We start from the raw sequence: 23,553 nt of genomic DNA on the forward strand, positions 1-23,553 counted from the left end.
ATTTGTGTACTTTTTTATGATAAAAAAATTATTAGGGTTATTAATCTGGGTCGTTGCTTTTAATATTTCAGCTCACGAGTTAAAAACAATAGATGAGATCCACTCGGCGTATAAAAATAATAAAATTACCGCTCAACAACTTACTCAAGGCTATATTAAACGAATTAATCAGCTTAACCCTCAATTTAATGCCGTCATTAACATTGAACCTACAGCTGTTACGCAAGCAAAAAAAATTGATGAACTTAGTGCTCAAGGGCTTTGGGCTGGGCCTCTTCATGGAATACCCGTACTTTTAAAAGATAACATAGAAACCACTGGATCATTACCAACAACAGCTGGCTCTTTAGCTCTTAAAAATAATATAACTAATAACGATGCATTTGTTGTTAAGCAGTTAAGAAATGCGGGCGCTATTATTTTAGGTAAAACCAATTTAAGTGAGTGGGCAAATTTTAGATCGTCTTACTCATCGTCTGGATGGAGTGCAGTTGGCGGGCAAACACACAATGCGCATGATACAACCCGAAATCCCTGTGGTTCGAGCTCAGGATCAGCGGTTGCCATCGCACTTAACTTTGCCCCTTTAGCCCTTGGAACAGAAACCGATGGCTCTATTACCTGCCCCGCTTCTGTAAATGGCGTTTATGCTATAAAACCAAGCATGGGCCAAGTATCGCGCTCTGGTGTAGTGCCACTTTCTAGTAGCCAAGACAGTGTTGGCCCAATGGCACACTCATTAAAAGATGCCCGTCTTGTATTATCTGTCCTACAAGGACGCGATGCGCTTGATACTTCAACACATAGCTTTGAATTGCAAGCACAATATAAAGTTACAAAACCATCATTAGTTATTGGTGCGTTGCCCAGTGATAAGTTTACAGTAGAGACCCAGCGTTTATACAAAAAACAGCTCTCAGCGCTCAAACAGGCAGGTCATACAGTAGTCAATATTGATATATCTGATGATCTAGCTACGCTTTTTGTCGATGAATATTACGTATTACTTTATGATTTTAATAAAGAAATAAACCAGTACTTAGCAAATACCTCTGACCAAGTGAAGGTAAAAAGTTTAAGTGCACTGATTGATTTTAATAAACAAAACAAAGCAGCTGAAATGCTTCATTTTGGGCAAGATATTTTAATACAAGCCAATGCTGTCGACTTAACACAAACAGACAAATACCAAAAAACTAAACACCGTTACCGCACACTGGCCACAGCTGCAATTACTAATTTATACAAAAATAATAATGTGGATGTTGTCATTGCCCCAACAACATCACCTGCATGGAAAACAGACTTAGTAAATGGTGATAACTTTCAAGGCAGTAGTAGTTCTTTATCAGCAATTGCCGGCACAACTCATATTACTCTTCCTGCTGGTCAAGTTAGTGGACTACCTGTTGGGTTATCTATTATTGCAAATAAAAACCAGCCACAGGCGGCCTATCAGCATGCTCAAATAATCGACGCAGTATTTATTTCACCCATAAAAAAACCTGAGTAAAAACTCAGGTTTTATTAATTCTGATTTGAGTTGTTATTTTTTAAGTGACAACTTTGCACCTTTTAAGCTTTTACGCACATTAGATATACGCGAACGGTTTACCGCGCGAGCTTCGCCCGTTGCTTGCCCTGATAACTTATTAGAACGAGTACGACGTAAGTGAGCCGGCTTTTTACCTATTTTATCAATAAGCACTTCGCGGTTACTCACTTCATAGCCTTCAAGGTAAACACGCTTAATTTTTTGACCGATTAATGCTTCGATTTCAAATAATGTATTTTCTTCTTCACGGCTTACAAACGATATTGCTTGGCCTTGATTACCAGCACGGCCTGTGCGACCAATACGATGAACGTAATCTTCAGCAAGCCATGGTAAGTCAATATTAATTACACGCGGTAATCCATCAATATCAATACCACGTGCAGCAACTTCCGTAGCCACTAGCACACGTACCTTACCTTCTTTAAACTCACGTAAAGCACGGCGTCGGTTACCTTGAGACTTATCGCCGTGGCAAACGGTTGCAGGAATGCCATCAAGGTTTAGTTCTTTAACAAGCTCATCCGCCGTGTCTTTCATATTTACAAACACAAGTACTTGCTGCCAGTTCTTTTTACCAATCAGCTCAGAAAGAAGTTCTTGTTTGCGGCGCTCTTCCACAGGGTATACAACGTGCTGTACAGTAGATGCGGTACTGTTAGTTTGGTCAACACGCACAATTTCAGGTTGCTTAAGTACCTTAGAAGCAAATTGTTTAATAGCTGCAGGGAATGTAGCCGAAAGTAATAAAATTTGACGGTCATCAGCACAGCTTTTAATCACAGTTTGCATATCTGTGATAAAACCCATATCAAGCATGCGGTCGGCTTCATCAAGTACTAGGTGCTTTACATTGGCCAAGCTTAAGTTACCTAGGCGAATGTGATCTAATAAACGACCCGGAGTTGCGACTACGATATCAACGCCTGCTTTTAATGCGTTTTCTTGGCCTGCGGTATTTACTCCACCAAATAAACTCACTACTTTTAGTGAGGTATGCTTTGCATATTCTTTACAGTTATTGGCTATTTGCTCTGCTAATTCTCGTGTTGGTGCTAAAACCAAAGCAGTAGGTGCATTGGTTGTGCTTAAGTCTGATTCAATTAATTTTTGGATAATAGGCAAAGCAAACGCGGCAGTTTTACCGGTACCAGTTTGTGCACTGGCTAAAACGTCTTTACCTTTACGAACAGCTGGAATTGCTGCGCGTTGAATGGGCGTAAGAGTGTGATAGTTGAGTTCGTCTAATGCCTGGATGATTTCAGGTGCGAAACTAAAAGATTTAAAATTCATGCTGTATAACCTACGGCCACATTATCAAGGGTCGCAAATTATACAGTAAAAATGAGCCAACAGTTAGTGATTAGTGTTTATAAACTTGATTAATCTTGCTTATACCGTTTAAAAATAAGAGATGTATTAATCCCACCAAATGCAAAATTATTACTCATGACGTAATCGGTGTTAATTTCTCGCCCTTGCATCTTAATATAATCAAGCTCAGCACAATCATTATCTATGTCGGTTAAATTTATTGTAGGTGCAAACCAATTATCGCTCATCATATTAATAGTAGCCCATGCTTCTATTGCACCACACGCTCCTAAAGTATGCCCTAAATAGCTTTTTAAAGAGCTAATAGGCTTAACACCTAGTGCATTAAAAGTGGCATGAGACTCAGCAATATCGCCTCTATCGGTTGAGGTACCATGCGCATTGACATAACCTACTTTATCAGGTGATAAATTGGCATCTTGCAATGCCATTTCAATGGCTATTTGCATGGTATCTGAAGATGGTTGAGTAACATGTTGTCCATCAGAGTTACAGCCAAAACCGACAACCTCAGCCAATATATTAGCCCCTCGAGCTTTAGCATGCTCATACTCTTCAAGTATTAAAGTACCGGCACCTTCTCCTATAACTAAGCCATCACGGTTTTTATCGAATGGGCGAGGCGTATTTTTAGGGGTGTCATTTTTAATACTTGTTGCATACAGCGTATCAAATACAGCTGCTTCGGTAATACAAAGCTCTTCTGCCCCCCCTGCTACCATTACTTTTTGACGACCAAACTTAATTGCCTCATAGGCGTAACCAATACCTTGCGAGCCAGACGTGCATGCCGAGCTTGTAGTGATCACTCGTCCTTTTAAGCCAAAAAACACGCCTACATTTACTGGCGCTGTATGTGCCATCATTTGAATATAACTTGTAGCTGTGACCCCAGACATTGAGCCACTTTCCAACATATTCGCAAATGCGAGAAGCGGCGGTGTTGAACCGGTGGATGAGCCATATGCTACACCGGTAGAGCCATCTGTAAGACTTTTATGTTCAAGTAAATCAGCTTGCTCAAGCGCACGCTCAGTTGCACTAGTGGACATAAGTGCAACTCTACCCATTGAGCGTATTTGCTTACGTTTATAATGGTTAGGTTTTTCAAAATGAGTGACAGGTGCAGCTAAGCGCGTATTAAGCCCATCAGCATTATCCCATTCACTCATTGTTACAACTGCATTTTCACCTTTGATCAATGCGCTTTTAAATTCATTCCAATCATCGCCTAATGCGGTTATAACCGACATCCCTGTAACAACAACACGTTTCATTAAACCATCCCACCGTTAACCGAAATAACTTGGCGAGTAATGTAGGCTGCATCATCAGACATTAAAAATGCGACCGTACCTGCCACTTCGTTCACTGTTCCCATTCGCTTAAGGGGAATCATTTTCATCATTTCAGTAACCGGAAGCTCATCCGTCATTTCTGTTTCAATCAAACCAGGCGCTACACAATTTACAGTAATTTTTCGCTTTGCTAGTTCCAGCGATAGGGCTTTGGTAGCACCAATAATACCCGCTTTCGCTGCGCTGTAATTTACCTGTCCTCTGTTCCCCGCAATACCCGACACTGAAGCCATAGTGATAATGCGGCCACCTTTACGAGTTTGTACCATAGGCATAACCGTTGGGTGCACAACATTATAAAAGCCATCTAACCCAGTTCTAATTACGCTATCCCAATCATCACCCTGCATTGCCGGAAAAGCCATATCGTTAGTAATGCCCGCATTACACACCACCCCATAGTAAGCACCATTGTTTGTAATATCTTGCTCAATTTGTTGCTTCGCCGCAGCTCTATCACATACGTCAAATTGTAGTAGTGTAGTGCTTTGTCCAAGTGCCTGTATTTCTGCACATGTTTGCTGAGCTTGCTCTAAACCATTTCTGCAATGAACAGTAATGTCATAGCCTTGAGCTGCAAGTTTAAGTGCAATAGCCTTACCTATCCCCCGGCTAGAGCCGGTTACTAAAATTCTTTTATTCATTGGTTTTCTCTTATAAACTCCAGCGGATCTTCTGGCTGAAATACATTTATTTTTGCATCACACAGTATTTTTTTATTTTCGCTTATTTGGCATTCAAACACACTTAAACCAGATTCTTCCTGGTAAAGCTTGTGAACATAAATAGTTAATTTACTGTTTTTACAAAATCTGGCCTCATGGGTTTTATATTTTCGCGTGCCGATCAAAAAACCTATTCTAACCGCTTCATTAATATCATTAGCTAATGCTCCAGCATAAGCAGCTATAGACTGGGCCATATATTCAATACCTATATAACTTGGCACTCCCTCAATTTGCTCATTATAAAAAGGGCTTTGAGGTGTAATAGTCACTGAGCAGGTTGCACACTCATCGCTGTATTCAACTAACTGTTCTATTAAAATCATAGGAGCATCATGGGGTACAACCTGCTCTATAGAATAATTATTCATTATGTGTACCTAAAATCAAACTCGCATTATTACCACCGAACGCAAATGAGTTAGATAAGCAGTAATTTAATTTAACCGTACTAGCTTGCTCAATAACGTTAACATCAGCCAGCTTATTTCTTTGTGAGCATTTATTAAAAGGCAAAGTAATATTCCCTCTGCCTCTGAGCAACAGCCAACAGATACCTGCTTCAATTGCACCAGCCGCACCTAAAGTATGTCCAGTTAAGTACTTACTGGAACTCAGCGATGTATTGTTGCCAAACACGCTATTAATTGCAAGGGCTTCCATTTCGTCATTTTTAATTGTTGCTGTACCGTGTGCATTTATATAGTCAATATCACTAGGTAATAAATCAGCATCGGCCAGAGCAGCCTTCATTGCCGATTTTGCACCATTACCGCTAGGGTCTGGCGCCGAAATGTGATGAGCATCAGAGCTTTCACCACCACCTAAAAACATAACGCCATTTTCTAACGGTGCTTCTTTACTCATAACAAATAACGCAGCACCCTCACCTATATTAATACCATCTCTCTCATCGCAAAAAGGCTTACACATTCCTGTGCTCATTGATGCCAAGGCATTAAATCCATTAATGGTAAGTTTGCAAAGGCTATCAACGCCACCACAAATTACAACGTCTGCTAAGTCAGCGGTTATTAGGGCTTTTGCGCTAATAAGAGCTTTAGCACTTGAGGTACATGCCGTTGAAATACTATAACAGGGACCTAACGCCCCTACTTTTTGGGCTATGTAATGCGAAGGAGTGGCAAGTTCTTGATCAGCATATAAAAAGTCACTTGGCCACACACCTTTACTGTCGTGATCAGCTCGAGCTTGTTCGCCATCATGCACCCCTGATGTACTTGTACCTACCACAACAGCAATTCGTGATTTATCAATATGTGAAAAACTGTTAAGTGTTGGGAGTATTTGCTCAAGCGCTATATCAATTAACGTATTAATACGGCGCTTTTGATTTAGAGGAACGCAGTCTACATGCCCAACATAAAATGGTAGATCCTCTGTGCTTAATTTTTTTGTCTTTAAAAGCCGTGGTGCTTCATTATGTTGTAAGTTATTTAGGCTAAAAATTGTATCTTCAATACCTTTGCCCATTGCACTTACAATGCCTAAATCATTTAACCAAAAAGTCACTAGTTTACCTTCTCAAATGTAATTTGATAATGTCGCTCACTATTATTTAGTACTATTTTATTATCGGTATAATTTATTGTAATAATCGAGCGGTTATCTTTTAATACACGCCTTTTTGTGGCTATCTGCTCCATAACCGCTCCAGATATTTTTTCATTAAGAAATAATACAGGCCAATGCACTAAAGCAATATCTGCCAATATATAAGCAGGGTCTAAATCGACACCTACTATCATTTTAGTAACATTAGGTGGCTCATTATTTAGTTTTTCAAGCTTTAAAATAGGTAAGCCTTGTGTAGTCATTAATAATAAGTTGATAGTACCCTGCTTGTTTATTTCTAATTGTGCTAATAAAGTATGCTCTTTCTCATTGTTTTGAATATATAAAACATGCTGCCAATTTTGATCAAACATTTGCACAGGCACATGCGAAATATCAAGTGTAGTGGTTGCAGAAATATCAACACGCTCACTGCTTTTATATGTGCTACTACATGCTGCTATGCAACCACACACTAAAGCTATAAAAGTACCTCTTAAAAAGTGTCTGATATGAGCCTCAATAACTGGGATTAATTTTGACATAGCTGCGCTAATACATTTAAACGACGCTCACTTTGAGCAACAAATGGATTATTTTTATCCCATGCGTAACCCGCTAAAATAGCACTGATCATTTCACGAACCTGCGAGTTTTGTTCTGAATAAAAAATAACGTCTTGAAATCGGGTATCGTACCAACCTTTAACAAAGGTTTTAAAACAATCAACTCCTGCCTGCAATGGCTTGGCGTAACATTCATCAAAATCAATCACTTCTCCATTTAAATAATCATCAATAAGGGGGGCAATTAAGTGTGCAGACTTTAAAGCAATAGTCACCCCAGATGAAAACACTGGATCTAAAAATTCACCCGCATTGCCTAGTAAAGCAAAATGCTTTCCATGTAGCGTACATACATTAGCAGAGTAACCACTAACGCTACGCGCCTGTGTTATAGGTACGCGATTAGCTAAAAGTTTTTTTAAGTAAGGGTCTTGTTCTATAAACTGTTTTAAGGTGTCAGCTTCGCTACTCTCATTAAAGCGCGATTGCTTTGCCACAACCCCAATACTGGACGTGCCATCACTAAAGGGGATGAGCCAATACCAAACATCATTAAATTTAGGGTGAACGGTTATTAAAATTTTATTTCTATCAAACAGCTCGTCAGTAATGCCATCATTAAAGTGACTAAAATAAGCACTACGCACAGGAAAAGTAGAAGGTTTTTCTAAATTTAAAAGTTTTGGTAAAACTCGGCCGAAACCGCTCGCATCAAGTACAAACTTAGCCCTTACGTCATACGTTTGTTTTTTATTATTTTGCACTTGCAGCGTCGCACTAGCAGCTTCATCAGTAAAACCAATAACACTATGCTGATAGCGAATTTCAACGCCTTGATGCTGCGCTCTATCAGCAATCAGCTTATCAAAATCAGCCCGTTTAACTTGAAAAGTAGTACCCGGGCCTGGGCTAAATTTTTCAGTAAAATTTATAGCTGTATTTTGGCCATTACGATGAAACGCAGCACCATCTTTAAATTGAAAGCCAAGCTCATCTGCATGTTCATGTATTGTTTTAACTAGCCCAGCATCAGCTAAATATTCCATACATTGAGGTAATAAGCTTTCGCCAATTGAAAATCGAGGAAATAATTGTTGCTCTAGCACCAGCACTTTCCAGCCTTTTTGTACTAATAAGCTACTTACAAGTGCACCTGAAGGCCCTGCTCCTATAACCACAACATCATACTGCTCAAGGTTGTTCAAATTATTATTCCTTTTGAGACTTTAATACACTTAATGGAGATAAAATATATACGGCTAAAATCCCTACCATAACAGTAAGACCAAAACTAAAAATGGCAGGGGTATTTGAAAAGGCGAGCATACCAAATACACACATAGAAGAGGCGGCCGACAAGCTAATGGCCAATACATTTACCGCCGTTAAGTTATTAATTTGGTAAAACACTAAATAATCTATGGCTAGGCCAATAATGAGTAAGCCACCTAGCAGATTAAAAATTGAGATACTTCCTTGCGCTGCATTACATACCCAAAGCATAGTCAACAGGCTGGCACTTAATGTTATCACCTGCACAGTGCCAATCCGAAGACCAAATTTACAGCTAAATAAAACAAAGCAAATAACAATGGCCACACCCAATGTAAGCAATAAATACTGGCTGTAGTTTTCAAGTAGGCTACTGATTTGCTTAGGCTTGTTATATATAAACGCATCTTCATAAGCATTAACGTTAGAAGTTAGCGCTTGCGTGGATACTCCCGATACAGAAAACCAAGTAACAGCTTTATTAGGCTCAACAAACATTTGTGCATTTAAAAGTACTGAAAAATGACTATTTGCTAAAGCGTCGTAACTCAAAAGTTCTGTGTTAGCTGACTCAACTTTTATCCCTGTATATTTTTCAGTAATAATTAACACATCGTTTTTAACAGCCCCATTAAAGAGCGCTAAATTATTTTCTTGCGTGCGCTTACTAGGTAACCAACGCTTAATAGCATTGTGTTTAAGATGCGGGTTAATACGCTTTAAATCACCTATTATTCGTTCTTGCTTTTGCAGTAGTTGTTCAGCATTTGATGCAAATAAAAACACAATGTGACTATCTAATTGCCCCATTAAAGTTAAATGCTTTTGCTCATTAAGTATTAGTTGCTGTGGGCTTGCATTTAGTAAACGTACATCGTTGTTAAATAAAATGGGTTTAAGATAAAACAAAAACATTAACACCAGCCCCAATACGAGTAAAACCGATTGCTTATAACGGTTAAATCGCACCATTAAACCTAATAACTTCTGACTTTTAATCAAACTTCGCTCAGAGAGCACAAGCTTAGATTGCCAGATAGGTAATATAATTAATGTGAATAACCAAGCGCTCGCAAGCCCAGCAATTACAAACACTGCTACTTGCGATAAAAGTGAAATTGGCGCACCTAATAGACAGCTATAGCCTAGGCCTGTTGTAATAAAAGATAAAAGCAAAGCTGTTTTTGTGCCTTTGCTTAACCCACTACTTTGGTAAAAACTGTTGCCATACGCTAAATCAGTCATCGCATGAAATGCATAATCAATAGCTATACCAATTAGGGTTACAGCAAAAACCAGTGTTAATAAATGAATCGAATTAAACACAAATACCATGGCCGTAGCACCACCAGCCAGTGCACTAAGTACGGTTAAGCTTGCAAGTAAAATGCTACTGACTTGCCTAAATACCCAGAACACCATTAAAAGTAATGCGATTACACTAAGGCCACCAAATAAGCTCATTTCATACTTAGCTTGCTGAGCGTTTTCAGCTGTATGAAAAATAGCACCTGAATAGCGAATAGTGGTCCGTGGGTAAGTAATATTTAAACTTTCAAGCTTATTTTTAATGCTGCTCGCAAGCTTAATAGACTCATCAATTGGAAGGCTATTGTTAGGAATGGTAGCCAATATAACAGCATAATCCTTATGGTTTAAACGGCGCGTTAACCGCTCATTTCTTAAAGAGAATAACTGACTTTGTTTTAAATTATCGCCTATAAATGCAGCAAGACTTAAACTAATATCGGCTTTTAGTGTGGCACTTACAAAAGGGTTTCCTAATTGATTTAATTGAGTAAGGTAAAATGACTCAAACTGTGCTTTATCAACCATACTATTTTTATAATTGTCGCTGAGCAGCGCATGTTGATACGCAGAGAACACTGAAGATAACTGCTCAATGCTTGGCAGTTCAAAGCTATTTTTTATATCACGTTTTAACAGCCATGATTTAAGCTCGTCATGTGCTAAGTTTTTACTATCACCAGTAAATGAAAACATAATACGGTTTGCATTTTTTTTAAAAAAGACCTCTTCGCCGTACGCCAATTGAGAATGTGATTTTGGTAATAAACTAAACATGTCAGCATTTAATACAGGCTTAGTGATATACAAAGCAGCACAAAGTAAAACAGCTAAAAAACCAAACCATGTAATAAGTACACTAATACGTTTAATCACATCACTCTTCCGAAGGTTACTTACACTTATTAATTATTAGGTGTATTTGCATAAGAAAACTCTATTACTGTGTTGCTACCCGAGTGCTCATTTAAAGTTATACTTTGTACACGCTGGTTATTTTCACAAAGAATAAAATGGCTAAACAGCTGTTTTAATAGCGTATCTTTTGGCTTTAATAATAAACAGTCTGTTTGGTTTGTTACATCAAAACGCTCATATAAGGCTTTCATATCTAATGCGAGTAAGTCAGTTAATAAGCCTACAAACTGCTCGCTGCCAGGCTGAAGAGTAAGCTCACCCTCTTTATTTTTAACAAATACTTGGCCATTCTCGATTAGTAATGTGCTTTGCACTGGTGTTTTTACATACCAAAGCAGCTTTTCCCCCTCAAGTGTAAACTCCCCTTTAGAGATGAATGGTTTAGAGAAGCCGGCAAAATGCTTTAATTGCTTAAATTCACCCGAAACTGTCGTAGCAGCTAATAAACTGGCACTAAAAAAAACAAAATAAAGAGCACTAACAAACACACAATTTTTTAAATAATTCATAGCATCATCCAATATTAGCTAAGTATTTTTGCAAGCTTATCAACTATCACCGCTGGTGAGGCAAACTGCATTTCTTTAGTCGATATCTCAACAGCAACTTGAGTAGTAGTCGCTTTAGTAATACGCTTATTCGTTATGGCATCTGTAATTACATAATCAATTTTTAAACGGTTTTCGAACTCTTTTAAATGCGCGGTCACTTTAATTTTTTGGGTAAATATGGCGGATGCCACGTACTTAATTTGCATATCCACTATTGGCCACGCATAACCCGACTCCATCATTTGAGGATAGTCGTAATCAAATAATCGCAGTAACTCACAGCGAGCCACCTCTAAGTAGCGAGGGTAATTACCATGCCATACAACATTCATCGGATCGCAGTCATGAAATGGAATTTCAATTTCCACTTCATGAGTTAGCAAAGCGCCTCTACTATTCATATAAAGCCCAACGTTTTTCCTGAATATAACTAATGGTTTGTCTAAGCACCGCTTCCATTGGCCTATCTTCAGTTAGGTTTTCGAAATAATGAGTTATGTCAGTATACATCGCTTGCATATCTGCAGTTAAACTTGAAAATTCAAGTTCGCCTTGTTTAATACGCAGCCTCACCCCTTGAATACTTGCTAGTAACGTACTTGCAATAACCTGCTCTGTAAGCTGTAAAATACGCAAACAATCACGTGAGGCAATAGTCCCCATACTTACTTTATCTTGATTATGGCACTCAGTAGAGCGAGAAAATACACTTGCAGGCATCGTTAACTTAAGCGCTTCAGCAGTATAGGCACTGGCGCCTATTTGCACGGCTTTAAAGCCATGATTTATGTAACGACGTTCAGCCTCACTGTCTGATAAATTTGATGGTAATCCATTATTAAATTTAGTATCGACCAATGAAGCGATTTGCCTGTCGGCTAAATCTGCCAGATTTGCAATCGCCGTTTTCATACTATCCATTGCCATTGCAATGTGGCCGCCATAAAAATGGCCACCATGAAGTACATGTTCACCCTCGCCATCAATAATGGGGTTATCGTTTGCAGAATTAAGCTCGTTTTCTATCATCTGCCTGAAAAATGGCAAACTATCTTGCAATACACCAATAACATGCGGTGCACAGCGAATAGAGTACCTATCTTGTAGTCTATCAGCGTTACGAGGATGGTCATGATGGTTTAAATCATCTCGTATCCATTTAGCAACTTGTTGCTGCCCAGGATGAGGCTTAACAGAGAATAAAATTTCATCAAAATGATGACTATTACCTTTAAGAGCAAGGCTAGACAATGCTGTAATCCTACTTGCAAGTTTTGCTAAATAATTGGCTCTATCAAACGCTAAACAAGCCAGTGCGGTCATCACAGCTGTACCATTCATAACTGCAAGCCCCTCTTTTGGGCGAAGCGTTAAAGGTTTTAAACCAGCCGCTTGCATTACCTGTGCGCTGTTAAGTATTTTATCTTTGTAAAAAACATCACGTTCACCAACCATAGCACCTGCTACATACGACAGTGGGGTTAAATCACCGCTAGCGCCTACCGAACCTTCTTGAGGAATAACAGGTACTATATCAAGGTTTAAATAGTCTTTGAGAAGATTAAGCATTTCCCAGCTTACGCCAGAATAGCCTTGTGAAAGTGATGCTAAGCGCGTAGCTAAAATTGCACGCCCTTGTACTTTATTAAACACATCGCCTAGTCCACAACCATGAAAGCGCGTTAAATGTAATGGCAGCTCATCAACTAAGTTAAGTGGCACAGGAACCGTGACTGAGTCACCATAGCCTGTAGTTACCCCATAAATCACACCATCTTCTTTGAGTAGAGAGTCTAAAAAGCTAAGCGCGCTATCAATTTTTGCGCTAAATTGCTCGCAGCCACTTAATTGCACCTGAGTATTTTGATGTGCAATATTAACAATATCTTCAATAGAAAGTTGTTGGTTTCCAAAAAGCTGTACTTCCTGAGCTGACACTCTACTTCTCCTTTGCATTGCTGCGTTCTACTTGCTGATCGTTTTGCCAAAAATCATAAAAATTAAACCACTGATAAGGATACCGCGCGGCATAAAAGCCTAAACGTGCAGAAAAATCTGTAATTACAGTGGTTAATAGACCTTGTCTTTGTGATCGGGGTATTTTTAATGTTTGGCTATAATGTTCAAAAATCACATGATACTTTTTTGTTTTTTTATCTTTTAAGCAAAATAAAAAGTAAACGGGGCAATCTAACAATGCAGCTAATATAAAAGGCCCTTGAGAAAAAGATGCAGGCTTACCTAAAAACTCAACACGTGTGGAACGCTCACCCGTTGTAGCGCTTGTTCTATCACCAACAATAACGACTATTTCACCCTGCTCTACTTTATCTTTTAATAAAATGGCTAGATCAGGCCCCATATCGCTCACTTGAATTAAGTTAACCGACACCGCGGGGTTAATTTTTTTAAGCATTTTATTAAATTCTACAGCATGATGAGTAAATACAAGCACATTAATTTTTTTACTGCTGCGATGCTGGCTCAATGCTCTACATACTTCAAGGTTACCCAAGTGAGAGCCAATAAAAATGGCCCCTTGCTGTTGCTCATTTAAATCAATGAACAGCTGTTCATTAGTATATTGGATATCCTTTTTTGAAATTCGACCGAGCCAACCATCAATTTTATCAAGGGCGCTATCGGCAAAACTACAAAAATGCATAAGCTGTTGTTTAAAAGTTACTTTACGCTCAACATTATTGTAATTATTAACTTGAGCTAAAAACTGCTTAGAAGCCGCGCGTGCAACTTTACCGGTAATAAACAAATAGCAAACAACCGGGAACAAAATAACCCACAGCCCTTTACGACCAAGTACTTTATGGGCAAATAGTAATATTTGTATACCTAAAAAGTTACCTCGCTCTTGCATTTTAGACCAATGTTTAACGGCCATAACGTCTCTTATATTTATGCCATAGTAAAACAGGTGAACGAAGCAGCATGCCAAAAAATAAACGCGTATGTAACCACGAAATGCGCACATTATCTTGAAGTGGCTGAAAGTGTGACAAGCCATTTTCTGGGTAAACAACCTGGCTTGGTAAAAAAACAAATGGCACGTTGCGCCAATATAACCTAACTAGTATTTCTGGATCAAAGTCCATACGCTTACCGAGCTTAACCTCACTTATAAGCTTATTAGTCACATTTAAGGGGTACACTCTAAAACCACACATTGAGTCAACAATTTTAAAGCTGAGCGTTTCTATCCATACCCACACATGGGTTAAATAACGTGCTAAGTAACGATGTTTAGGAACCGATTCATCATACACTGGGCAACAACTAACTAATGCCTGTGGGTGTGTATTTGAAAATTCAATCAACTTTTTGATATCTGATAAATTATGCTGACCATCTGCATCTACTTGTATCGCATGGCTATAACCTTGCTCATACGCGCAGCGCAATCCTGTTTGTACCGCACCGCCTTTGCCTTCGTTTTGCTCATGCGATATAAGAGTGAGGTGGGCATATTTTTTCTCAAGAGTAGCAAAAAGAGATTTAGCCTGCACACTACTGGCATCATCAACCATTATTATCGGCAGCGTATACTCAGTTAACGCTGCAAGTACTTCATCAATAACACTTACATGATTAAAATTAGGTATAACAATACAAAAATTATTCATCTGTATCACTTTTAAACACTATGCGCCCAGAGGCGTGTTGGCCTTTATCTGATTGATACGAAAAGCCATACTTACCGCTCGGTTTTTCTTCTACAGTTAATTTAATTGTTAGACCAGGGGTAATAACAACCTGAAACTTAAGCACTTCAATATCTTTTACTTCACGTTTAACATTAAAGTATTTTCGCACGGCATCTACGGCCCAATCGAGCTGCACTACACCTGCTAAAATAGGGCCTTGACTAAAGTGACCTTTAAAATAATCTAAACTTGGCGGTATAAAAAGCGTTAGGCAATGACCCTGTGTTGACGATACACAGTTAACAAGTTCAGGCTTTGTGTTAATCAGCTTTGACAAAAAGAGACTCCAATACTTTTAAATTTATTTTAGCTTGCGTGTTGTAGGGTAATTGATTTAGAAAACGCCATTTTTTAGGCGTACAGATCCCTTCAAAACGATTCAATGTATGTGTTTTTAAAAGCGTATTAGTCGCTAACTTTCCATTGGCGTTTAAATATGCTTGCCCTTTCTGTGTAAGCACTATAACAGCGCCTAATACTAAACGTTTCCCATTTAGCGTTATTACTTTAGCTTCCTGCACCCACTCACTTTTGCATAAATGTAGCTCTAGTTCGTCAAGGCTTAAGCGTTTTTCTTCAAGCTTTATAATACGGTCAAAACGACCTAGTAATTCAAATTGGCCATTTTTAAATAATGTACCTCGGTCATCTAATAAATAGTTTGTTTGCTCAACTAAAGGCGAATTCAACACTAATCGTTGTTCAGAGGTTCTGTGTAATGTGATCCCTAAAAATGGCTGCCAATGACTAACGTTCTCTAAAGACACAACCTGACGATATGCAATTCCGCCAGTTTCGGTGCTGCCAAATACTTGAGTAATGGGTTTATTTAGCTGTTTATTTAAAGTGACAGCGTCTTCATTTTGAAGCGGCCCACCGGATGAGAAAACCCACTGTAAATGTGACTTTTCTTCTATTAAAACGTTATCTTGATGCAGCCGCTTTAGCTGTGCCGGACTGGATATAAACACGGCCTGTGTATTTGTTTTAAGTTTAGTAGCAATATGCTCGGGGTAGTTAAGCAAGTCTGTATCAATTATGTAGTTATTGCTAAGCGGCCATAACACTCTAAATAACAAACCGTAAATATGCTGATGCGAAACACTGGCAATAAATACAGGGTTACGTTTTAAAGCAAACGTACTGTTGAGCGTTTTTATCTCTTTATTAAGCACTCGCCACGATTTAAAAATAGGCTTAGCTTGACCTGAAGAGCCTGAAGTATAAAAAACAAGGTTACCTTCACTCGGCCAAGCAATTTTATTGAACGGTGTGTAGTTAGGTGTAGTTGTTAAATTACCAATATTTTCAAATGGCGTAGTCGCATGCTCGACCAAATCACTATCGCCCAAATAGTAAGGGGTTTGCTCTAAAAGCGCATTGAGTGTTTCGCTTTGACCATTAGGCGGTAAAATTATAGTCCAACCTTTATGCGCCAATGCAAAAAGGTTTACAGCAAAATCATAGCTACTACTGTTGAAAAGCACTGCCGATGCTTTAGTAGGCGATTGCGGAATTTTAGCCAAAACTTGATTAATATCATTAACAAATTGACGCTCAGATAACGCTGAGCCGCTATGATTAAATCGAATATTTATGCTTGCGTTATCTAAAGTATTAAACACCTGCATTCCTTTTTACTTTTTTCCTTACTAACCACTCTACTGCAAATAAAACACCCATAATAATGTATGCAATAAAACCGTTATAAAATGCCCACACATCAAGACTTGTAAACACACTAGTGTATAACGCTATACTGGCGTTAAAAACAAAAAAAACGCACCATATTTTAGTTACATTTTTAGTGTACGAAATGGCTCTCTTATCAAGCTTTGGCTCAGTGATACGCGCAAACGTTTCTATGATGCTTGGACCCTTATAAAGCGAGTAAGCAAAAACAAAAAACATAACAGTATTTACAATAACCGGATAAAGCCGAATACCAAAATCACTGCCGATAGCTTTTGATAAGCCAATAGCTAAAATTCCAAGTAATGAGGCTGGCTTTATCCATGGCATTTTAGCTAATAAAGGCTTGCTTAACCAAAGCCTTATTATTAACAGTGTTAATAAAATCACAGTGAGTAAATAACTGTTGAAACGTGTCAGCCCTATATAAACAATGAAAGGGTAACACGTTAAAAAAATCATTATTAACGCTGTTAAAAATGCCTTAAACATGCTTATTTAACGAGCTTTTCTATTTCAGATACAACATCTTGCACAGTGCGAACTTGTTTAAATGCGTCAGGCTCAATTTTCTTACCTGTAATTTCACGTAACTTAACAACTAAATCTACAGCGTCGATACTGTCTAAGTCTAAATCTTCGTACAGGTTAGCTTCTAAAGAGATATCTTCAGCATCTATTTCAAATTCATTTTCTAAAATGCCGTGTAATACATCATAAATTTCAGCAGCGGTTTTCATTATTATTCCTAGTGTGTGTTAATTAAGTACGTGATTGTTCTATAAAATGCGCTAAAGAGTTAACACTCGCAAAATGCGCTTTAGTTTGTTCTGAATTTGCATCAATTTTTACGTCAAATTCTTTTTTGATAGCAAGCCCGAGTTCTAGCGCATCTATGCTATCTAGCCCTAAACCGTCTACAAATAATGGCTCGTCGTCTTTTATATCGGCAGTGGTCATATCTTCAAGATCTAGGCTCGAAATAATCAATTGTTTAATTTGTTGTTTTAATTCACTCATATATAGCTAAGCTCTTTTGTAAAGTATTGTTGTAAGCCTTTCGTAAGCAAGCGAGACTGTATTGCAGGTACGTCGCTTGTATAAATAATATCGCTTTTGAAAGAATGTGGTGCTAGTTGCATAGAAAAATGCGCTTGGTATGGGGCTACTCTGTACCAAGGTGTCCCTTTAGTTAACGTGTTAGGTTTCATTTTAATCAATACGGTTGTTATAGGAGCATGACATCTAAGGGCTATATTTGCAGCCCCCCTTTTAAATTTAAGCGTATTATGAGGTACTGAACGTGTTCCCTCAGGAAATACAATTAAGTTATTCCCTCTTTTTAATGTTTGTTCGCATTCCTTTAATAGTTCTTGCGGGTCTTCATTGCTTATATAACCTGTACTTTTTATCACACCACGCATAAAAGGGTTTGTAAAAAGGTGTGCTTTTACAACGCAATCAACATTTTTAATGACCGATATAAGTACCACAACATCAATAAGTGATGGGTGATTAGCCAAAACAAGCTCGCCTTTCAAATTAGCTAAATGGGCTTTATCTTTTATATGAAAACGGATAGCGCCACTGTGATGCATTAAACCGACAAAAAATTTAAAACTATAATGCACTACCGTACGCGCATTTTCTTTTTGTTTTACAGGACAGCGTTGAAAAAAACGTTGAACAGGGAATATAAGTAACGCTAAAAATAGACCACCTAAACCAAATAAACTAAAACAAAGGCCAGTGGCTATAATACGCCAAATAAGGCCTATTACTCTTATTATTGTGTTAAACATAGTGGCTTAGCAACCAACCATTAGCACTGGCGCTTTGTTTGTTAAACATTGCTTTTGCGCACTCTAAACTTAAAGGAGTAGTTGAATGCCCACAATTATTAGCCGCCTGTTTGGTTAGACTAAAATGAGCTTCATTTTCTGTAGCTAATCGCATAACTAACGCAATAGAATGAGTTATTTGTTTCTCATCAGCAAATGTCGTGTAGGGATCAGGAAGTGATTCATCAGTATGAACAACTAATATATGTGTTTGCTTAAACTCTACTAACTTTATGTATGCTTCTATTAAAGCGCAAGCAAAGCTATCCTTACCCGCTGCTATAGCAATCATAGGTTGGGTGTTACCACTAATAATACTGTACATCCCAATAGCAGCATTATGCACACTTAAGCCAAAGCCTGTCGGTGATAAGGGCAGTTGCTCAGCGAGGTCACCTAGTAAGTTAGCTGTTTTATGAAAATCGCCATGTCGTGACGAAAAAACAACAGGCATATTTTCATACGGTTTTTCATTTGTAACCTGGTACGCACTATGTAAAACCATTTTCACAAATGGCGTCATCCTTCTGCGCTGCATTGCAGTTACCCAGCCTAATGTTATTGGTGATGAGTCATACCAATTTTCAAAGAGGGCTTGTCGCTGTTCAGGCTTAATCCATGTAGCGAGTTCTTCAACAACAAATTTCACAAATAAACGTTATTTAGTAAGTAAGGGGGCGAGAATTTTACCGACATTAGCAATAAAAGTAAAATATTCATTAAATAAATGCCAGCACTTACTAACTGTTCAGCGCTGGCTCATATAACCTAAGAAAGCAAAGCAATATCACTTTGTTTTATACACTTAGCTTTATTGCCCGCAATATCATCAACGTTAAGCTCGTTTATTAAAGCCTCGCCTTGTGCTTGTTGCTCATCGCTCAGTGGTAAATACGGCAATCTAAATACGGGGTTTACCGCGCCCGTCATCATCAATGCCGTGTTTATTGCAATCGGGTTAGGCTCACAAAACAACCAGTTCATTAAAGGTTGTAATGAGCTATTTAACGAATCATTTTTAGTATCCATTAGCTGGCGAAACAACCCAGGAATAAGATTAGAGGTAACCGATATAACACCGTGGGCTTTGTGTACATGGCGTGCGTCGTGCGCTTCGTCATCGTTACCAGACCAGCACGCAATACCTTGCTGCTCGTAATGTGCAATTCGCTCGTTACCACCGCATTCTTTTACACCAATTAAGTTAGGGTGTTTTGCTAATGGCTCAATAATATCAGGTGTTAAATCTTGCCCTGTGCGCCCAGCTACGTTGTAAATAAACGCAGGGCCTATATCGAGCACGCGTTTAAAGTGCTCTTTTACACCCGCAATAGACGTACGGCCATAATATGGATTAATTTGCAGCGCTGCATGCATTCCACTTGCAAAGCCATATTTAGTGGCTTTTATTGCCTCGCGTGTATTATTACTGCCTGTATTACCAACAATTAGTAACTGATTGCCATACTTGTTTGCGCTGTGCGCAATAAGCATTAAATGCTCTTCCCAGTTCATTAACTGACCTTCGCCGGTTGTACCACCAACCACAATGCCATCTACACCCGCTGCAATTTGTATTTCGACGAGTTCATCATACTTGACTAAATCTATTTCACCATTAGCTAAATACGGGGTTTTAATAGCAGTAATTAAGCTTGCTTGTTTAATTTGTTCTAGGGTGCGCATAAAAATTCATTATTTATAAAACTTGCGCTATTTGTAACATACTTACACGCATTTTTGCAGGCCTAAGCTAATAATAAACGTAAAATGGCTTGTGTTATTTAGTTTGATAATACAAAATACAATACTGTACATTTAAACAGTGTTTGTGTTTTTAACTTTAAGCGAGCCTTTATGCGTTTATCTGACTACTTAGCCACTCATTTTTATACCACCGATGAGCTTTGCCATGCTTTAAATATTGACGCCGAGCAACTAGATACGTGGCAGCAGCAAAGCATTTTTCCTAAACCAAGTTATTGTATAAAAAGCCAGTTAAGTTGCAGCTCGTATTCTGGTTTGTATGAATGTGAAGAGTACGATGATTATTACCCGCGAGGTTGTGTAAATTGGGGGCAAGGGCTAATAAAACAAAAAATTGAATCCTCAAGCAATGCCTTTAATTACTTTGCGCAGCAGTACACAGCAAGCCTGAGTAAACTTGCTCAGCAAGGCTTTAATTTTAATGAAGAATTATTTGGCTGCGAAATAGACGAGCATTTACAGCAAGTGTGGCAACAGTTTTTATGCAGCAAATACGGTGTACTGACACAAAACGGGTTAATTGACGAAATAGTATGTGTGGATATAGGCCGCTTGCTGGTAGACGATATTACTGAATTGCGCACTAAAGGAAGTTTAAACCAACAAGAGCGTACGCAGCTTCACCCCGCTATGAAGCTGCTCAATAAAGCATTAGGGCACGGGGCTGATCACGAAAAACAACACACATTGCGTGCCCGTTACATAGATGCACTTATTTTAAAGTACGATTTATCGATTAAATAAATATAAATACGGCTGAGATTTATACAAGCTTGGAGTTTAAAATACAGAGTAACGCAAATGGCGATATAAGTTTACGTCGCCACTGTATTTTACTAACTAACTAATAAGAGTGCTTTTTACTAGCCAATGGTGTTGTAAACTTCAATATTACTGCTTGTTAGAAGCCCGGTAACTTGTGTTCCAAAAGCTTTAAAATGTGGCTCGTTTTTATGCGATTCAAAATGCTCATCTGATGCCCACTGTTCAGTCACCAAATAAGTCGTTTGCTGCGCATCACTTTTTACCGATAGCTCATAACGTAGACAGCCAACTTCTTGGCGCGAGTACTTTTGCAGGTTTTCGAGTGCAGTTAATACAACATCTGCATCAATATTTTTGCTCGCGATTGTGGCGATTACTGTTAACATGATCAGTCCTTTTTAAAAACAAAGGTGCAGTTTTGCTACACCTAATGTTGTTTTGCGTATTTTATTACTGATCCCACTGCGGCGCAAAATCAGGCGTTGCTTGGCGGTCGCCACAATCAAGTGCATCAATACGGGCAATGTCTTCATCGTCTAACTTAACATGGTCGTTAAAGTTATCTTCCAAATTTTTACGCTTGGTTGACGATGGAATAGTAGTCATATCATTTGCGTTTTCCCAAGCAATTACAATTTGCGCAGGTGAAGCGTTATGCTTATTCGCTATATCAAGAATCGTTTCATCTTTTAGTACTTTACCGACCACAAACGGCATATAAGCCGTTACGTGTATACCGTGCTGAGCGCAAAACGCACGTAATTTTGTATTGGTTAAGTACGGATGTACCTCAACTTGGTTAGTAAATATTTCACGCGAGTCTAGCGTTTGCATTGCTTCGTTTAAGTTTGCAATAGTGAAATTAGACACGCCAATATGTTTTGTTAAACCAAGCTGTTTAGCTTTTAAAAGCTCAGTTAGGTACTCACTCATTGGCTCATCGTTTGATGGCGCAGGCCAATGAATAAGCAATAAATCAACAGAGTCTACTTGCAGCTTTTCTAAAGACTTTTCTACGCTTGCAATAAAATCAGTTTTATTGAGTTTGTTATTCCACACTTTAGTCGTTAAAAATATTTCGCTGCGCGGAATGTTACTATCTTTTATAGCTTGGCCTACTTGCTCTTCGTTACCATAAATTTGCGCTGTGTCTATATGGCGAAACCCGACATCTAATGCCATTTTTACCGAGTTGTATGCAGTATCGCCTTCTAAACGAAATGTTCCAACACCTAAATTCGGCATTTCAATTACACGTTGTGTCATGAATCTGTCCTTATACGTTGGTTTAAAATACAGCTATTGAATAGCGTTAAAAAATACACCTTTTACTTTCTCAAAAAATAACCTCACAGTAGCTATGAGGTTATAAAAATGCGTTTCAAGGGTTTAATGATACAAAGTTTACACTTTATGCTCGCTGAATTTCACGCTTATCAAGCAAGCCACTGTAACGAGTCACTATAAGTGCCAATACAGAAATGACGGCGCCTATCCATGCTGTGTCTCGCAGAGTCATACTTTCCACTACGCTTCCACCAATGATTGAGCCAAGTGCAATACCAATATTAAAAGCGGCTATATTTAATCCAGATGCAACATCCACAGCATTAGGTGTATGTTTTTGTGCTTGTTTTACAACGTAAAGCTGTAAGCCTGGCACGTTACCAAACGCAAAGGCGCCCCAAACTAAAATTGTAAGTACGGCAGCTACTTTATTATCCATGGTAAATGTAAGTGCCAATAAAATAATGCTAAGAGCACTAAATATAATACTGAGTGCACTTATTGGGCCCCGTTTATCCGCAAGTTTTCCACCCCAAATATTGCCTACCGCTACAGATGCACCATAAACCAGCATAATTAAACCAATAGCTGAGGGTGCAAAGCCAGTTTCCTGCTCTAAAATCGGCGCTAAATAAGTAAATGCTGTAAACGTGCCGCCATAACCTAAAATAGTCATTAAATATACGAGTAATAAGCGCGGTTTAACAATAACCTGAAGCTGTTCTTTAAAGGTTGCAGGGATAGACTGCTTCAAGTTTTTGGGTACCAAAATAGCACTTCCTACCAAAGCAATTAAGCCCAACACTGATACCACTAAAAATGTTGCACGCCAGCCAAAATGCTGGCCTATCCACGTTCCTAATGGCACTCCTGTTACAAGTGCAACCGTGAGTCCCGTAAACATAATTGCAATAGCGCTGGCCTCTTTATCTTTACTTACTAAGCTTGTGGCAATCATAGAACCAATTGAGAAAAACACCCCGTGGGCTAAGCCTGTTAAAATACGCGCAAGTATTAATGTTTCATAACTTGGCGCTTGCCATGCTAATAAATTCCCCAGCACAAATAAGCCCATTAAGCTTATAAGTACAATTTTACGATTCCATTTCCCGGTGAGTGCAGTAAGTACCGGTGCACCAATAGCCACACCTACCGCATATAAACTCACTAGCAAACCCGCTGAAGGTAGGCTTACGCCTAAATCGTTTGCAATAGTAGGCACTAATCCCACTATTACAAACTCGGTTGTTCCTATTGCAAATGCGCTTAAGGTGAGCGCCCACAAAGCCAATGGCATAATTAAATCCTCATTATTAGTT

26 protein-coding genes are annotated in these 23,553 nt (G+C 38.6%); 2 read left to right on the forward strand and 24 right to left on the reverse strand.

Annotated elements, in window-relative coordinates; all coding sequences use genetic code 11:
• The first annotated feature begins 16 nt into the window (after window positions 1-16).
• On the forward strand, window positions 17-1,513 hold the full coding sequence (locus RF53_RS09410; protein ID WP_039037476.1) for an amidase family protein: 1,497 nt from the start codon (window positions 17-19) through the stop codon (window positions 1,511-1,513).
• Window positions 1,514-1,546: 33 nt separating this feature from the next.
• On the opposite strand, the gene RF53_RS09415 is transcribed toward RF53_RS09410, so the two are convergent.
• From RF53_RS09415 to dapA, 21 genes are all read right to left on the reverse strand, one after another.
• The gene (locus RF53_RS09415) at window positions 1,547-2,848 is read right to left on the reverse strand and encodes a DEAD/DEAH box helicase (protein ID WP_039037428.1); all 1,302 of its coding nucleotides are present in this window, start codon (window positions 2,846-2,848) and stop codon (window positions 1,547-1,549) included.
• Window positions 2,849-2,937: 89 nt separating this feature from the next.
• Window positions 2,938-4,167 carry a beta-ketoacyl-ACP synthase gene (locus RF53_RS09420; protein ID WP_039037429.1) on the reverse strand — a complete coding sequence of 410 codons (1,230 nt, stop codon included), beginning with the start codon at window positions 4,165-4,167 and terminating at the stop codon, window positions 2,938-2,940.
• Window positions 4,167-4,892 (reverse strand): 3-oxoacyl-ACP reductase FabG, encoded by a 726-nt coding sequence (fabG, locus tag RF53_RS09425; RefSeq protein ID WP_039037430.1) that lies wholly within the window; start codon window positions 4,890-4,892, stop codon window positions 4,167-4,169. The genes RF53_RS09420 and fabG overlap by 1 nt, the downstream gene beginning before the upstream one ends.
• Entirely contained in the window at window positions 4,889-5,344 is a 456-nt protein-coding gene (locus RF53_RS09430; RefSeq protein ID WP_039037431.1) for an ApeP family dehydratase, read from the reverse strand. The genes fabG and RF53_RS09430 overlap by 4 nt, the downstream gene beginning before the upstream one ends.
• Window positions 5,337-6,506, reverse strand: a complete 1,170-nt coding sequence (locus RF53_RS09435; RefSeq protein ID WP_039037432.1) for a beta-ketoacyl-ACP synthase — start codon at window positions 6,504-6,506, stop codon at window positions 5,337-5,339. The genes RF53_RS09430 and RF53_RS09435 overlap by 8 nt, the downstream gene beginning before the upstream one ends.
• The gene (locus RF53_RS09440; RefSeq protein ID WP_039037433.1) at window positions 6,506-7,093 is read right to left on the reverse strand and encodes a DUF3261 domain-containing protein; all 588 of its coding nucleotides are present in this window, start codon (window positions 7,091-7,093) and stop codon (window positions 6,506-6,508) included. The genes RF53_RS09435 and RF53_RS09440 overlap by 1 nt, the downstream gene beginning before the upstream one ends.
• Window positions 7,081-8,319 (reverse strand): NAD(P)/FAD-dependent oxidoreductase, encoded by a 1,239-nt coding sequence (locus RF53_RS09445; protein WP_039037434.1) that lies wholly within the window; start codon window positions 8,317-8,319, stop codon window positions 7,081-7,083. Before RF53_RS09445 ends, RF53_RS09440 begins: the two co-directional genes overlap by 13 nt.
• Before the next feature lie 4 nt (window positions 8,320-8,323).
• Complete coding sequence (locus RF53_RS09450) at window positions 8,324-10,570, reverse strand: transporter (protein ID WP_039037435.1); 2,247 nt, start codon at window positions 10,568-10,570, stop codon at window positions 8,324-8,326.
• 29 nt (window positions 10,571-10,599) lie between these two features.
• Entirely contained in the window at window positions 10,600-11,121 is a 522-nt protein-coding gene (locus RF53_RS09455) for an outer membrane lipoprotein carrier protein LolA (RefSeq protein ID WP_039037436.1), read from the reverse strand.
• A gap of 14 nt (window positions 11,122-11,135) precedes the next feature.
• Complete coding sequence (locus tag RF53_RS09460; RefSeq protein WP_039037437.1) at window positions 11,136-11,564, reverse strand: acyl-CoA thioesterase; 429 nt, start codon at window positions 11,562-11,564, stop codon at window positions 11,136-11,138.
• On the reverse strand, window positions 11,557-13,101 hold the full coding sequence (locus RF53_RS09465) for an HAL/PAL/TAL family ammonia-lyase (RefSeq protein ID WP_039037438.1): 1,545 nt from the start codon (window positions 13,099-13,101) through the stop codon (window positions 11,557-11,559). Before RF53_RS09465 ends, RF53_RS09460 begins: the two co-directional genes overlap by 8 nt.
• Window position 13,102: 1 nt before the next feature.
• Window positions 13,103-14,062 carry an LpxL/LpxP family acyltransferase gene (locus tag RF53_RS09470; RefSeq protein ID WP_039037439.1) on the reverse strand — a complete coding sequence of 320 codons (960 nt, stop codon included), beginning with the start codon at window positions 14,060-14,062 and terminating at the stop codon, window positions 13,103-13,105.
• On the reverse strand, window positions 14,052-14,801 hold the full coding sequence (locus RF53_RS09475; RefSeq protein ID WP_039037440.1) for a glycosyltransferase family 2 protein: 750 nt from the start codon (window positions 14,799-14,801) through the stop codon (window positions 14,052-14,054). Before RF53_RS09475 ends, RF53_RS09470 begins: the two co-directional genes overlap by 11 nt.
• On the reverse strand, window positions 14,794-15,159 hold the full coding sequence (locus RF53_RS09480; protein ID WP_039037441.1) for an ApeI family dehydratase: 366 nt from the start codon (window positions 15,157-15,159) through the stop codon (window positions 14,794-14,796). Before RF53_RS09480 ends, RF53_RS09475 begins: the two co-directional genes overlap by 8 nt.
• A complete protein-coding gene (locus tag RF53_RS09485) occupies window positions 15,143-16,507 on the reverse strand; it encodes an AMP-binding protein (RefSeq protein ID WP_052242884.1) in 1,365 nt (454 codons plus the stop codon). Before RF53_RS09485 ends, RF53_RS09480 begins: the two co-directional genes overlap by 17 nt.
• Entirely contained in the window at window positions 16,500-17,036 is a 537-nt protein-coding gene (locus RF53_RS09490; RefSeq protein ID WP_235420613.1) for a hypothetical protein, read from the reverse strand. Before RF53_RS09490 ends, RF53_RS09485 begins: the two co-directional genes overlap by 8 nt.
• A 32-nt stretch (window positions 17,037-17,068) precedes the next feature.
• Window positions 17,069-17,314, reverse strand: a complete 246-nt coding sequence (locus RF53_RS09495; RefSeq protein ID WP_004586477.1) for an acyl carrier protein — start codon at window positions 17,312-17,314, stop codon at window positions 17,069-17,071.
• Between the two features lie 22 nt (window positions 17,315-17,336).
• Entirely contained in the window at window positions 17,337-17,594 is a 258-nt protein-coding gene (locus RF53_RS09500) for a phosphopantetheine-binding protein (RefSeq protein ID WP_039037444.1), read from the reverse strand.
• Window positions 17,591-18,376, reverse strand: coding sequence for a lysophospholipid acyltransferase family protein (locus RF53_RS09505; RefSeq protein WP_039037445.1), 786 nt, complete (start codon window positions 18,374-18,376; stop codon window positions 17,591-17,593). Before RF53_RS09505 ends, RF53_RS09500 begins: the two co-directional genes overlap by 4 nt.
• Window positions 18,369-19,064 (reverse strand): beta-ketoacyl synthase chain length factor, encoded by a 696-nt coding sequence (locus RF53_RS09510; RefSeq protein ID WP_082014429.1) that lies wholly within the window; start codon window positions 19,062-19,064, stop codon window positions 18,369-18,371. The genes RF53_RS09505 and RF53_RS09510 overlap by 8 nt, the downstream gene beginning before the upstream one ends.
• A 119-nt stretch (window positions 19,065-19,183) precedes the next feature.
• Window positions 19,184-20,101: a 4-hydroxy-tetrahydrodipicolinate synthase gene (gene dapA, locus RF53_RS09515; protein WP_039037446.1), complete on the reverse strand. Its 918-nt coding sequence runs from the start codon at window positions 20,099-20,101 to the stop codon at window positions 19,184-19,186.
• Window positions 20,102-20,272: 171 nt separating this feature from the next.
• On the opposite strand from dapA, the gene RF53_RS09520 reads away from it, so the two are divergent.
• On the forward strand, window positions 20,273-20,926 hold the full coding sequence (locus RF53_RS09520; RefSeq protein WP_008127925.1) for a DUF6058 family natural product biosynthesis protein: 654 nt from the start codon (window positions 20,273-20,275) through the stop codon (window positions 20,924-20,926).
• A gap of 119 nt (window positions 20,927-21,045) precedes the next feature.
• Here RF53_RS09520 and RF53_RS09525 read toward each other — a convergent pair whose 3' ends face one another.
• The 3 genes from RF53_RS09525 to RF53_RS09535 all read right to left on the reverse strand — a co-directional run bounded on the left by RF53_RS09525 (window position 21,046) and on the right by RF53_RS09535 (window position 23,531).
• Entirely contained in the window at window positions 21,046-21,333 is a 288-nt protein-coding gene (locus RF53_RS09525) for a putative quinol monooxygenase (protein WP_039037447.1), read from the reverse strand.
• A 64-nt stretch (window positions 21,334-21,397) separates the two neighbouring features.
• The gene (gene dkgB / locus RF53_RS09530) at window positions 21,398-22,213 is read right to left on the reverse strand and encodes a 2,5-didehydrogluconate reductase DkgB (RefSeq protein WP_008127928.1); all 816 of its coding nucleotides are present in this window, start codon (window positions 22,211-22,213) and stop codon (window positions 21,398-21,400) included.
• Between the two features lie 145 nt (window positions 22,214-22,358).
• A complete protein-coding gene (locus RF53_RS09535; RefSeq protein WP_039037448.1) occupies window positions 22,359-23,531 on the reverse strand; it encodes an MFS transporter in 1,173 nt (390 codons plus the stop codon).
• Window positions 23,532-23,553: the final 22 nt, after the last annotated feature.

This window comes from Pseudoalteromonas sp. ECSMB14103 (genome assembly GCF_000813065.1).
Taxonomy (GTDB): domain Bacteria; phylum Pseudomonadota; class Gammaproteobacteria; order Enterobacterales; family Alteromonadaceae; genus Pseudoalteromonas; species Pseudoalteromonas marina.